The following is a 13,271-nucleotide window of genomic DNA, read 5'->3' as shown; positions in this document are numbered from 1 at the left end:
GGAAGGACATAGAAATGCTTAAACATTCCTTGATCGCGGCCGCCGTAGCCGTATTCGCCGCGGGTTGCACGCTCCAGCCGAAATACGAGCAGCCGGCGGCGCCCGTCACGCAGACGTTTCCGGAGGGCGGCGTGTACGCGCACCAGCCGGACGCGTCGTCGTCGGCGAGCAATGGGCGCAGCGCGAACGGGCAGAGCGCGCCGGAGATCGGCTGGCGCGATTTCTTCGCCGATGCGCGTCTGCAGAAGATCGTCGAGCTCGCGCTGAAGAACAATCGCGACTTGCGCGTCTCGGTGCTCAACGTCGAGGCGGCGCGCGCGCAGTATCAGATCACGCGCGCCGGCCTGTTCCCGACGCTCGACGCAGCCGCGTCGCAGAGCAAGCAGCGCACGCCGCGCAATCTGTCGTTCTTCGACCAGACGATCTCGAACACGTATTCGGTCGGCCTGAACGCGTCGTGGGAAATCGACTTCTTCGGGCGCATCCGCAGCCTGAAGGATCAGGCGCTCGCGCAATATCTGTCGACTGCCGAATCGCGCAAGGCGGCGGAGATCGCGCTGGTGTCGTCGGTGGCGGATCAGTATCTGACGATGATCGCCTACGACGATCAGCTCACCGTCACGCTGAACACGCTGAAGACGGCGCAGGAGTCGTTCCGCATCACGAAGCTGCAGTACGACAACGGCACGGGCACCGAACTGGACTTGCGCCAGTCGGAAGGCGTCGTCGAAGAGGCGCAGGCGAATCTGCAAACGCAGTCGCGTTTGCGCGCGCAGGCGGAAAACGCGCTGGTGCTGCTCGTGGGCGAACCGTTGCCCGCGGATCTGCCGCCCGGCATGCCGCTCGACACGCAGAACCTCCTGTCGGACATTCCGGCGGGCCTGCCGTCCGATCTCCTGACGCGCCGTCCCGACATCGCGGCGGCGGAGCAGTCGCTGCTCGCGGCCAACGCGAACATCGGCGCGGCGCGTGCGGCGTTCTTCCCGCGCGTTTCGCTGACGGGCAGCTTCGGCACGCTGTCGCCGACGCTCGGCGGTCTGTTCAAGCCCGGTTCGGCTGCGTGGTCGTTCGCGCCGCAAATCACGGTGCCGATCTTCGAGGGCGGCCAGAACAAGGCCAATCTCGATCTCGCGAACGTGCAGAAGCGCATCGAGATCGCCAACTACGAGAAGGCGATCCAGACCGCGTTCCGCGAAGTCGCGGACGGCCTCGCGGCACGCGGCACGTTCGACGAGCAGATCAAGTCGCTCGAGCGCTTCGTGAATTCGCAGAGCCGGCGTCTGGAGTTGTCGGACTTGCGTTATCGCAATGGCGTGGACAGCTATCTCGCGGTGCTGACCGCGCAGACGGCGCTGTACGAAGCACAGCAGTTGCTGATCACCGCGCGGCTGAACCGCCTCACCAACCTCGTCGATCTGTATCAGTTCATGGGCGGCGGATGGATCGAGCGTGCCGGCGAAGCGCCGCGCCCCGCCGATGCGCCCGTCGACTACGGCTCGCAGAGCGCGCCGCCGCAGCCGGCCTCGGCGCCTGCGGCGAGTTGATCCGCCCGACGTGATTGAAACGAAGCCCGGCCGCGCGCCGGGCTTTTTCTTGCGTGCTTTTCGGCGTTCGCGGCAAATCGGTCAGCCAAAAAAAACGCCGCGGTTTTCACCGCGGCGCCCAACGCAAACACCCAGCAAGCACTTCCAGGGTTACGACATTTTTAGTGCGCGTCGCCCGCGTGGGCCGCGCCTTCGAACTCGTGCGCGGCTTCACGCGCATCACGCCGCGCGTCGCGTTCCTTGCGCACGCCGTTGAACACGATGTTCAGCACGACCGCCGATACCGACGCCAGCAAAATCCCGCTATGGAGAATCGGCTCCAGCGCGTGCGGCAGTTGCGTGAAGAACTTCGGCGCGACGACCGGCACCATACCCATCCCGACGCTCACCGCGACGATGAACAGGTTGTGCTGGTTCTTCGAGAAGTCCACGCGCGACAGCGTCTTGATGCCGTTTGCCGCGACCATGCCGAACATCACGATGCCCGCGCCGCCGAGCACGAACGGCGGCACCGAAGCGACCACCTGCGCCATCTTCGGGAAGAGGCCGAGCACGACGAGAATCACGCCGCCCGTTGCGCAGACGAAGCGGCTCTTCACGCCCGTCACGCCGATCAGACCGACGTTCTGCGAAAAAGACGTATGCGGGAACGAGTTGAAGATGCCGCCGATCAGCGTGCCGAGTCCATCGACACGCAGGCCGCGCACGAGCGCTTTCTGATCGACCGGACGCTCGACGAGATCGCCGACCGCGAGGAACATGCCCGTCGATTCGATGAAGGTGACGAACATGACGATGACCATCGTCGCGACGGAGAGCGCATCGAAATGCGGCATGCCGAAGTGGAACGGCAGCACGATGCCGACCCACGGCGCGTGCGCGACGCCATCCATGTTCACGCGGCCGAGCAGCGCGGCGATCACGAAGCCCGCGACGATCCCGAGCAGCACCGAGATATTCGCGATGAAACCGCGCGCGAACTTGTTGATGAGCAGGATCAGCGAGAGCACGACGAGCGACAGCAGCAGAAACACCGGATTGCCGTATTCGGGATTGCCGATGCCGCCCGCCGCCCAGTTGATGCCAACGCCCATCAGCGAGAGACCGATCACCGCGATCACGGTGCCGACCACGACCGGCGGGAAGAATCGCAACAGCTTGCCGATCATCGGCGCGAGGAAGATGCCGATCACGCCCGCCGCGATAGTCGCGCCGAACACGTCGAGAATGCCGAGCGAGGGGTTGGTGCCGATCGCGACCATCGGGCCGACGGCCGCGAACGTGCAGCCCATGATCACGGGCAGGCGAATGCCGAAGATCCACAGCCCGAGCGTCTGAATCAAGGTGGCGACGCCGCACGAGAACAAGTCCGCGCTGATGAGGAACGCGACCTGGTCTTTTGGCAGTCCCATCGCCGCGCCGAGGATCAGGGGCACCGCGACCGCGCCCGCGTACATCACGAGAACGTGCTGTATGCCGAGCGTCAGCAGTTGACCGGCGGGCAGCCGTTCGTCGCACGGATGCACGGACGGGTTCACCGAACTTGAAGCCATGTCTCTCTCCTATATCACCTTCCATTTGAATGGCCTCCAAGTTAAGTGCATCGGAACCCACGAACAAGACCACGCGGCGCTATACGTCGCGTTCGCCCGTCGATATGGCTTTCGTGAGCCACCGGTGGCGCGAACATGCGCAAGTCCTTGCTGCAAAGGGTTTGACGCACATCGCCGGAATTTCGTCGCGTGACGAAAGGCCGCTTTCTTCGAGCGCTCGTTATGATGTTCATCACGCCGCGCGTATAGTCCGTTTTTCGTGTTCATCGCGCGATCGCGGGGTATACCCGCGTTTTACGCGTTTTCCCTAACGTCTTTTCAGACTCGGAATCCCATGCGTTTTTTAGGCATCGATCTCGGTACGGGCTCCCTGAAACTCGCCATCGTCGATGAAGACGGGCGCGAAATCGCATCGTCGAGCGCGGCGTATTCGGTGACCAGCGCGCAGCCCGGCTGGGCCGAAACCACGGTCGATGCGTGGTACTCCGCGCTCGTCGGCGCCGCGTCGCGTTTGCCGGCCGATGAGCGCGAAGCGGTAAGCGGAATCGGCTTTTCCGGGCAGATGCACGGCGTCGTGCCGACTGCCGCCGACGGCCACGCGCTGCGCGCCGCGATGCTCTGGCCCGACACGCGCGCCCGCGATCTGCTCGACGCATGGCCCGCGCCGCAGCCGAATCCCGTTGCGCCCGGCATGGCGGGGCCATTGTTGCGCTGGCTCGTGTCGCACGAACCGGAGATCGCGAACGCCACGCGCTGGGCGTTACAGCCGAAGGACTGGTTGCGCGCGAGGCTCGGCGGAAGATTTGTCACCGATGCATCCGATGCCTGCGCGACCGCGCTCGCGGCGCCATCGGGCGAATGGAACGATGCGCTCATCGATACGCTCGGCCTGCCGCGCACATGGTTCGCGCCGCTGGCGGCATCGCATGAGAGCGGCGGCGCGTTATCGGGCGAAGCGGCGGCGGAACTGGGCTTGCGCGCGGGCATTCCGATGGCCGTCGGCGCGGGCGATACGCCGTGCGCTGCGCTCGGCAGCGGGCTGTCGGCCGACGGCGACGCGTTGCTCACCACCGGCACCGGCGGCCAGATCGTCGTGATGTGCGCCGCTGCGCCCGCGCCCGTGCACGGCCTGCACACGTATCGTGCGGCGACGGGTGCGTGGTATCGCATGGCGGCGATGCAGAACGTCGGCGTCGCGCTGGAAGCGGTGCGCGGCTGGCTCGGCTACGTGTCGTGGCCGCAAGCCTACGACGATGCGTTCGCCGCGAACGCCAGCGCATCCGTGAGCTTCCTGCCGTACCTGAGCGGCGAACGCTCCCCGTGGATGAACCCCGGCGCGCGCGGCGGCTGGCTCGGACTCGGCCTCGACGACACGCGCGCCACGATGATGCGCGCCGCGTTCGAGGGCGTGGCATTCGCCTTGCGTGCCGGACTCGACGCGATTCGCGCGAACGGCACGCCGCTCGATTCGATGCTGCTCGCGGGCGGCGGCTCCGTCGATGCCCGCTGGCGGCAGTTGCTCGCCGACGCATTGCGCGTCGAGCTGCACGCCGTCGACTGCCCGAACGCGGCGACGCGCGGCGCGGCGATCCTCGGCGGCATCGCGGCGGGCCACTGGCGCATCGACGATCTCGCATCGCTCGCACCCACGGCGACGCTCGTCGCGACGCCGCATGCGAACGCTTCACTCGACGCACGGCTCGCGCGTTTCATCGATCTGTACAGGCGTACCGAAGACTGGTTCACGATCGGGCGCGAGTCCGCTTAAACTTTCTTACCTTTAATCCCGATGCAATCCGCATCGGGGAGCATGAAGCGTCGCTTCATATGAGCGGTAACCGAAGCGCGCTTCTTCGAGACCACATCGAACTCAGCCATGCCCGCACCTTCGCCGTCACATCCCGATTTCCGCGCGCGCGCGTTCCTGCTCGACCACGCGTTGCGCACGATGACCTTCTATCACCCGCACTGCATGGATCCCGCGGGCGGCTTCTTCCACTACTACAAGAACGACGGCACGATCTACGACCGCGTCTCGCGACATCTCGTATCGAGTACGCGCTTCGTCTTCAACTACGCGATGGCGTACAAGCACTTCGGTCTCGATGAATATCGCGGCGGCGTGGCGCATGGCATCGAATACCTGCGCGAGTTTCATCGAAATCCGCAGACGGGCGGCTATGCGTGGACGCTGAACGGACGCGAAGTCACCGATGCGACCAACCATTGCTACGGCCTCGCGTTCGTCGTGCTCGCCTATGCGAAGGCGGTCGAAGCGGGATTCGACGAGGCGCGCGCTTATCTCGACGAAACCTGGAACCTGATGGAGACGCGCTTCTGGGATGCGCAGCACGGCCTTTACAAGGACGAAGCGAGCGCCGACTGGCAGGTGTCCGACTATCGCGGCCAGAACGCGAACATGCACGCCTGCGAGGCGCTGCTGGCCGCGTTCGAAGCGACGGGCGAAGCGCGCTATCTCGACCGCGCGGCCCTCCTCGCCGACAACATGGTGAACCGTCAGGCCGCGCTCGCGGGCGGGCTCGTGTGGGAACACTACAAGCCGGACTGGTCGATCGACTGGGACTACAACAAGGGCGATCGCAGCAACATCTTCAGGCCGTGGGGCTTTCAGCCGGGGCACCAGACCGAATGGGCGAAGCTGCTGCTGATCCTCGACCGTCATCGGCCCGAGGCGTGGCACGTCACGCGTGCGCGCGAACTGTTCGACCGCGCGCTGGAACTGTCGTGGGATCACGAGCACGGCGGAATGGTGTACGGCTTCGATCCCGACGGCAAGTTCTACGACGAGGACAAGTATTTCTGGGTGCAGGCGGAATCGCTCGCGACGGCCGCGCTGCTCGCGGACCACGCGCAACGCGACGGCGACGCCGCGCTGGCCGTGCGTTACTGGAACGATTACGACCGCCTGTGGGCGTATAGCTGGGAGCATTTCGTCGATCACAAGTGGGGCGCGTGGTATCGCATTCTCACGCGCGATAACCGCCAGTACAGCGACGAGAAGAGCCCGGCCGGAAAGGTCGACTATCACACGATGGGCGCATGCTACGAAGTCCTGAACGTCGTGCGCTGAAACAGAATCGGCATTATCGAAACTCAAGGAGCTGAACGATGAAGACGAAAGCAGCAATCGCATGGGAAGCCGGCAAGCCGTTGACGATCGAGGAAGTCGATCTCGAAGGCCCGCGCGCGGGTGAAGTCCTGATCGAAGTCAAGGCGACGGGCATCTGCCACACCGATTACTACACGCTGTCAGGCGCGGACCCGGAAGGCATCTTTCCGGCAATTCTCGGGCATGAAGGCGCGGGCGTCGTCGTGGATGTCGGGCCTGGTGTCGGCACGTTGAGAAAGGGCGATCACGTCATTCCGCTGTACACGCCGGAATGCCGCCAGTGCAAGTTCTGTCTGTCGCGCAAGACGAATCTCTGTCAGGCGATTCGCGCGACGCAAGGCAAAGGCCTGATGCCGGATGCCACGTCGCGTTTCTCGCTCGACGGCAAGCCCTTGTTCCACTACATGGGCACATCGACGTTTTCGAACTACATCGTCGTGCCTGAAATCGCGGTCGCGAAGGTGCGCGAAGACGCGCCGTTCGACAAGATCTGCTACATCGGCTGCGGCGTGACGACGGGCGTCGGCGCGGTCGTCTATTCGGCGAAGGTGGAAGCGGGCGCGAATGTCGTCGTGTTCGGTCTCGGCGGCATCGGGCTGAACGTGATTCAGGGCGCGAAGATGGTGGGCGCGGACAAGATCATTGGCGTCGATATCAATCCGGGCCGGATCGAGCTCGCGAAGAAGTTCGGCATGACGCACTTCATCAACCCGAAGGAAGTCGAGAATGTCGTCGACCATATCGTGCAGCTCACCGATGGCGGCGCGGACTATTCTTTCGAGTGCGTCGGCAATGTGAAGCTCATGCGTCAGGCGCTCGAATGCACGCACAAGGGCTGGGGCCAGTCGTTCATCATCGGCGTGGCGGCGGCGGGCGAAGAGATCAGCACGCGCCCGTTCCAGCTCGTGACGGGCCGCGAATGGAAAGGCTCCGCGTTCGGCGGCGCGCGCGGGCGCACGGACGTGCCGAAGATCGTCGACTGGTACATGGAAGGCAAGATCAATATCGACGATCTGATCACGCATCATCTCAAGCTGGAGCAGATCAACGATGGCTTCGACCTGATGAAGAAGGGCGAGTCGATCCGTTCCGTCGTCATCTATTGAGCGAGGAAAAGGCCATGCTGGAACTCGTGGAAGAACATCGATGCTTCGACGGCGTGCAGCGCATCTATCGGCACGAATCGCAGACTATCGGCTTGCCGATGCGTTTCTCCGTCTTTTTGCCTGCGCGGGCGTCGTCCGGAAAGGTGCCGGCGCTGTTTTATCTCGCCGGCCTCACCTGCACGGAAGAGACGTTTCCGATCAAGGCGGGCGCGCAGCGTTATGCGGCGGAACACGGTATCGCGTTGATCTCGCCGGATACTTCGCCTCGCGGGGCGGATATTGCGGGCGAGAAAGATGCGTGGGATTTCGGCGTCGGGGCGGGCTTTTATGTCGATGCGACGCGCGAGCCTTGGGCGCGGCGTTATCGGATGTACTCGTATGTGACGCAGGAATTGCGCGAGACGGTGCTCGCCGAGTTGCCGGTTCGCGAGGATCGCATCGGCATCTTCGGGCATTCGATGGGCGGTCATGGCGCGCTTGTGCTCGCGTTGCGCAATCCTGATCTGTACAGGTCGGTGTCGGCGTTCGCGCCGATCGCGGCGCCTTCGCAGTGCCCGTGGGGCGTGAAGGCGTTCTCGGGCTATCTCGGCGACGATCGCGAAGCGTGGAAGCACTACGATGCGAGCGAACTCATCAAGGGGGATGCCGCGGCGCGGTTCGAAGGCGGTATTCTCGTCGATCAGGGATTGGCGGATCAGTTTCTTGCCGAGCAGTTGCATCCGGAGGTGTTGGAGCGCAATGCGCTGGGGGCGGGGCACGAGGTGATCGTGCGGCGTCATGAAGGGTATGACCACGGGTATTTCTTTATTTCGACTTTCGTCGGGGAACATGTCGCGCATCATGCGCGGGTTTTGTGTCGTTGAGTCTTTTGGTCTTGCCTTCGCTTTCGCTTTCGTGGAATCCCGGTTTCGCGGTGGTCTATTAGCTCTGCCCCTCCCCGGGGCGGGGGTGTAGTGGTTCAGTATTCTTGGACACCGATTACGCAGTTTCCACCTTTAAATCCTCGAACTCGGCCGGCGGCATGTGACGCGCGGCCGAGTGCAAGCGTTCCTGGTTGTAGTACATCAAGATGTAAGTCAGCACATCGGCGCGAGCCTCGGCGTGATCACGGTATGCGTGCTCGCCGATGCATTCTCCTTTGAGCGTACAGAAGAAGCGCTCGACGACGGCGTTGTCCCAACAGTTTCCTCTGCGGCTCATGCTCTGCACGATCTCGTGCTCCTTAAGAAACTGCTGGAACGTCAAACTCGCATAGTTGCTTCCTTGGTCCGAGTGGAACATCAATCCCGGTTCGGTACGCCGCGTTTGAATGCGACCTGTAACGCGCCAATCACCAAGAACGTGTCACAGGAACCCGAGGTCGCCCAGCCGACTACACGCCGGGAATACAGATCGATCACCACAGCCAGATACATCCAGCCCTGCTGCGTCCAGATATACGTCACGTCGCCCGCCCAGAACCGGTTTGGAACCGTCACGGTGAATGCCCGATCGAGCCGGTTTTGCGCAATCGCCGATGCTTGCGTGCGCTTCACATAACGATGCGTGCGACGTACCCGCGCCTGCACACCGCCTTCGCGCATGAGGCGACGCGCACGCTCGCGTCCCACCGCATGGCCCCGACGCTTCATTTCCTGCGATATGCGCCGACTGCCATAGCTTTGCCGCATCTGCGCATGAATCGCCTGCACCTCGCGCACCAGCCCCGTACGTACCGGACGTGCCTTGCCCTGCCGTGCCTTCCATGCGTAGTAACTGCTGCGCGCCACGCCGACTACACGACACAGCGTCGCTGTCGGATATGCCTTCTCTGCCTGCCGGATCACTTCGAATCGCGGTCCAGTTCCTTGACAAAGAAGGCCGTGGATTTTTTTAGAATGTCGCGCTCCCGTTCGAGCTCCGCCACTCGTTTCTCAAGTGCTCGAACCCTTAGCTGTTCAGCGCTGCCGCCCTCGGCTGCGCTCACCGGTGCACCCGCAACCGGCCGGCGATTGCCGATCCAGCGCCGCAACGCCGTCCCTCCAATGCCCAGCGCCTTCGCCGCCTTCGTCACCGTGTAGCCCTGCTCCAGCACAAGCGCCACTGCCTCGCGCTTGAATTCCTCTGAAAATTCTCTTCTGCCCATTTGACACCTCGCTGGTCGATCAAAGTCTACCTTTCGAAGTGTCCAAGATTGCTAGACCACTACACAAGCTAGTGGTGTTAGGGCGCTGGTTCAGCACGAAAGAGCTTCGGCACAGCGCTACGCGCTGCCGTTGGGTATGCGAGGGAAACCATCGAAGAAGAAGCGCGCGCACCCGATTGACCCATCGGCCGCGAAGCGGGCTGGAGCTATTTGGTGCTGAACCAATGAAGCACGCGGCGCGATGAGTCAGACCGTGCGCGATCCAAGCCCCGCGAGACCTACGAGGGCACTCGCTACTGCCGGGCCATTAGGCCAATCGCCTGTGCCGCGGCCGGTGTGAAGTGCTTAGGCTGGGGAAAGCTGTTTCTTTGGTTACTTTCTTTGCAGCAGCAAAGAAAGTGACTGCCGCCCCGCACAGGGGCAGTGCTAATAAACCAACACGAAAACGGGATCCGGCGACAACAAAAACAAACCCCTCAATGCCCCCGCCGCCCCACCAGACTACCGCCATAAACGATCGCAGCAAGCATCGTGATCCAGAAGCTCGTCGGCCAGTCGGTGTAATACGCGAGCGTGAGCCCAACCCACGCCTGCCCGAGCGCAAACACGGCCGCGAGCACCAACCCCGACGACAACCGCGTCGTCACATTCTGCGCTGCGGCCGCCGGCCCGACCATCAACGCAAACACCAAAAGCACGCCCACGATCTGCGTACAAGCCGCGACCGCGAGCGCGGTGATCGCGAGAAACAGCACCGAGACGAGCCGCAACGACACGCCTTTGGCCTCCGCAAGCTCCGGCTGCAGCGACGCAAACAGCAAGGGCCGCATGATGAAGCCGAGCGCCCCAAGACTCACGATGGCAAGACCAGCCAGCACGATCAGCGTCTCATGGCTAACACCGAGCACGTTGCCGAAGAGCAAAGCCGTGGCCTGCGTCGCATACGCGGTGAAGAAGTGCAGAAACAACAAGCCGAAGCCAAGCGATAGCGAAAGAATCACGCCGATCGCCACATCGCGGCCCGAGAGGCGTTCGCCGAGCGCGCCCATGCCGACGCCGGCCGCGAGCGTGAAGCCCACCATTCCCCAAAGCGGCGACATGCCGAGCAGCACCGCACCCGTCGCGCCGGTAAAGCCGACGTGCGACAGCGCGTGACCCGCGAAGGTCTGCCCGCGCAGCACGAGAAAATACCCGACGATCCCCGAAAGCACCGCGACGATCCCCGACGCCGCGAATGCATTCACCATGAAGTCATATTCGAACATTGTGCTTTCTACTTGGCGTGGCTGTGACCGTGATCGTGTGCATGGCCGTGGTCATGCTCGTGTTCGTGTTCATGCTCCTCGCCTTCCTCGTGCGCGTGATCGAGCTTGTCGATCTCGACATCGCCCGACATCACGAAGATGCGCCCATTCACGCGCATCACGTCGATAGGCGACCCGTACAGCCGCGACAACACGGGCTTCGAGATGACTTCATCGACGGTACCGAGCGCGGCGCGCCCGCTGCCGAGATACAGCACGCGGTCGAGCGAATTCAATAGCGGATTGAGTTCGTGCGCCGAAAACAGCACGGTGATGTTCAGTTCGCGCTGAACGCGCCGCACGAGTTCCACGACACCCGTCTGATGACGCGGATCGAGACTGATGAGCGGCTCGTCGAGCAAGAGCAGACGCGGATTGCCGAGCAGACATTGCGCGAGCAACAGACGCTGGCGCTCGCCGCCCGACAGTTCCGACAACGGACGCGAAGCCAGTTGATGCGCGCCGACGAGTTCGAGCACGCGCTCGACGTCGGCGCGGATGCGCGCGTTGCGATGCGGCAGGCCCCAGTGATGTCCGTCGGCGGCCATCGCGACGAAATCGCGGCCCAGCACGCGCCGGTTGGCGAGTCCGGTGCGAATCTGCGGCATATAGCCGATCGACGGATTGCCGCGCTCGACCGCTTCTCCGTTCACGCGGATCGTCCCACTCTTCAGCGGCACGAGCCCGAGCAGCGCGCGCATCAGCGTGGTCTTGCCCGCGCCGTTCGGCCCGAGCACGCCGATGAACTCGCCATTGCGAACAGTGAAGCTCGTGTCGTTGAGAATCTCGCGCCCGCCGAGCGCGAGCGTCACGCGATCGACTTCGAGCGCGGCTTGCGGCGTTGCGGCGGCGTTCATCGTTGCCATCCTTGCAGCGCGCCCGACAGCGTGTCGAGTTGCGACTGCATCCATTGCTGATACGTCAGTTTGGCGGGCAGGGTCTCAGTCACGCTGATGCTCGGCACATGCGCGTCCTTCGCGATGTTGAGCATGCGCTTCGTCAGCGCGCCGGTCGCCTGGCTGTTGTAGATGAGCACGTGCACGCGGCGCTCGCGCAGATCCTTTTCGAATGCGGCGATATCGGCGGGGCTCGGCTCGGTCTCGTTCATCGACGCCATCTGGAAGCGCAGGTTGCGCATCTCGAAGCCGATGGCATCGGCCATGTAGCCGAACACCGGCTCGGTCGCGGTGACGGGAACGCCCTTGAAGCGCGACTTCAGTTGCGCGACGCTCGCGTCGATCGGCTTCATCGAATCGAGAAAGGTCGCGAGGCGTGCGTCGTAGTCGCTCTTGTGCGAAGGGTCGGCGCTCACGAGATACGCGCTCACCGCCTTCGCGACCGCAGGCATCGTCGACGGGTCGTACCAGAGGTGCGGATTGTCGCCGGACTTCTTGCCGACGAGCTTCGCCGCGACGATCACCGTGCGCTTCTCATTGCTCTTCGATGCGGCGAGCAGCTTGTCCATCCACGGATCGTAGTCCGCGCCGTTGTAGACGACGAGCGCCGCGTGCTGCAACGCGCGCGCGGTCTTCGGGCTCGCTTCGAAGAGATGCGGGTCTTCGTCCGGATTGCTGAGGATGCTCGTCACCTGCACGTGATCGCCGCCGAGCTGGCGGATGATGTCGCCGTAGAAGTTCTCCGCCGCGACGACCGGCACGCGCGCGGTCTGTGCCGATGCCGTGTTGCACAAGCCGAGCGCGATGGCGAAGCAGGTCAGGACGTGCGCGAATTTCATCGATTTCCTTTCTGGCTGAGTTGTTCTCGACGTGACGCGACTCATGCGCCGCGATGCTTTCTCTGGCAATCGGCGCAGAGTCCGCTCAGTTCGACGACCTGGTGATGCACCTGAAAGCCATGCGCGGGCGGACTCGCGGACAGCGACGAAGCGAGTTCGCGGCCCTGGATTTCGAGCGTCTCGCCGCATTCGTCGCAGATGAGGAACTGGCTCTCGTGCGGCTTGCCGGCGTCGCAACACGCGATGAACGCGTTCTTCGATTCGATGCGATGCACGAAGCCGTTCTCGACGAGAAAATCCAGCGCGCGATACACGGTGGTCGGCGGCACGCGCGCGCCGCGCTGCGGCTCCATCGCGTCGATGAGGTCGTAGGCGCCGATAGGCCTGTGCGCCTTCAGCACGAGTTCGTAGACCTGGCGGCGCAGCGGCGTGAGCGCGACGCCGCGCTCGACGGCGAGCACTTCGGCGCGGGCAAGCATGGTTTCGACGGATGCGGTCATGTCATGTCGGCCGCCGAGTGTGGCATGTCTGAGGACGGGTGTGCCCTAGACGCGCACGACGGCATAGATCGGCAAAAGTTGGATAGATACAATATATCATATCGGGGCATAGGCTGTTGATCGACTTCGCACTGGATCTGAATGTCATGGAAAAAGCTCTAGCGCTGCCCGAACGTTCGCGCCAATGACTGCATGGTGAGGAGTGGCCGCGAGATTCGATAGGGCTTCGGTCAAAAGCGCGAGCGACGTGCACTGCGCATCCGCCGCGAGCGTG

The 13,271-nt window shown here is 63.5% G+C and carries 10 protein-coding genes and 1 pseudogene; 5 read left to right on the top strand and 6 right to left on the bottom strand.

Going from position 1 to position 13,271, the window contains the following annotated elements:
- Positions 1-14: 14 nt before the first annotated feature.
- Entirely contained in the window at positions 15-1,544 is a 1,530-nt protein-coding gene (locus tag ACEN42_RS12855; protein ID WP_187607610.1) for an efflux transporter outer membrane subunit, read from the top strand.
- A gap of 161 nt (positions 1,545-1,705) precedes the next feature.
- Here ACEN42_RS12855 and ACEN42_RS12850 read toward each other — a convergent pair whose 3' ends face one another.
- A complete protein-coding gene (locus tag ACEN42_RS12850; RefSeq protein WP_187609841.1) occupies positions 1,706-3,097 on the bottom strand; it encodes a nucleobase:cation symporter-2 family protein in 1,392 nt (463 codons plus the stop codon).
- Positions 3,098-3,431: 334 nt separating this feature from the next.
- Between ACEN42_RS12850 and ACEN42_RS12845 the strand changes: the two genes are divergently transcribed.
- From ACEN42_RS12845 to fghA, 4 genes are all read left to right on the top strand, one after another.
- Positions 3,432-4,865: a xylulokinase gene (locus ACEN42_RS12845; RefSeq protein WP_371880139.1), complete on the top strand. Its 1,434-nt coding sequence runs from the start codon at positions 3,432-3,434 to the stop codon at positions 4,863-4,865.
- Positions 4,866-4,973: 108 nt separating this feature from the next.
- Positions 4,974-6,188 carry an AGE family epimerase/isomerase gene (locus tag ACEN42_RS12840; RefSeq protein WP_371880138.1) on the top strand — a complete coding sequence of 405 codons (1,215 nt, stop codon included), beginning with the start codon at positions 4,974-4,976 and terminating at the stop codon, positions 6,186-6,188.
- Between the two features lie 38 nt (positions 6,189-6,226).
- Positions 6,227-7,333, top strand: coding sequence for an S-(hydroxymethyl)glutathione dehydrogenase/class III alcohol dehydrogenase (locus ACEN42_RS12835; RefSeq protein WP_371880137.1), 1,107 nt, complete (start codon positions 6,227-6,229; stop codon positions 7,331-7,333).
- A gap of 14 nt (positions 7,334-7,347) precedes the next feature.
- Entirely contained in the window at positions 7,348-8,196 is an 849-nt protein-coding gene (fghA, locus tag ACEN42_RS12830) for an S-formylglutathione hydrolase (protein ID WP_371880136.1), read from the top strand.
- 115 nt (positions 8,197-8,311) lie between these two features.
- On the opposite strand, the pseudogene ACEN42_RS12825 reads toward fghA, so the two are convergent.
- The 5 genes and pseudogenes from ACEN42_RS12825 to ACEN42_RS12805 all read right to left on the bottom strand — a co-directional run bounded on the left by ACEN42_RS12825 (position 8,312) and on the right by ACEN42_RS12805 (position 12,997).
- Positions 8,312-9,458 (bottom strand): annotated as a pseudogene (locus ACEN42_RS12825) (IS3 family transposase).
- A 476-nt stretch (positions 9,459-9,934) separates the two neighbouring features.
- Positions 9,935-10,723, bottom strand: coding sequence for a metal ABC transporter permease (locus ACEN42_RS12820; RefSeq protein ID WP_371880135.1), 789 nt, complete (start codon positions 10,721-10,723; stop codon positions 9,935-9,937).
- Positions 10,724-10,731: 8 nt separating this feature from the next.
- Positions 10,732-11,619 (bottom strand): metal ABC transporter ATP-binding protein, encoded by an 888-nt coding sequence (locus tag ACEN42_RS12815; RefSeq protein WP_371880134.1) that lies wholly within the window; start codon positions 11,617-11,619, stop codon positions 10,732-10,734.
- Positions 11,616-12,497, bottom strand: a complete 882-nt coding sequence (locus ACEN42_RS12810) for a metal ABC transporter solute-binding protein (RefSeq protein ID WP_371880133.1) — start codon at positions 12,495-12,497, stop codon at positions 11,616-11,618. The genes ACEN42_RS12815 and ACEN42_RS12810 overlap by 4 nt, the downstream gene beginning before the upstream one ends.
- 41 nt (positions 12,498-12,538) lie before the next feature.
- Entirely contained in the window at positions 12,539-12,997 is a 459-nt protein-coding gene (locus ACEN42_RS12805; RefSeq protein ID WP_238284843.1) for a Fur family transcriptional regulator, read from the bottom strand.
- Positions 12,998-13,271: the final 274 nt, after the last annotated feature.

Source organism: Caballeronia sp. S22 (assembly GCF_964261745.1).
GTDB lineage: Bacteria > Pseudomonadota > Gammaproteobacteria > Burkholderiales > Burkholderiaceae > Caballeronia > Caballeronia jiangsuensis.
This window is presented reverse-complemented; position numbering and strand designations above follow the sequence as displayed.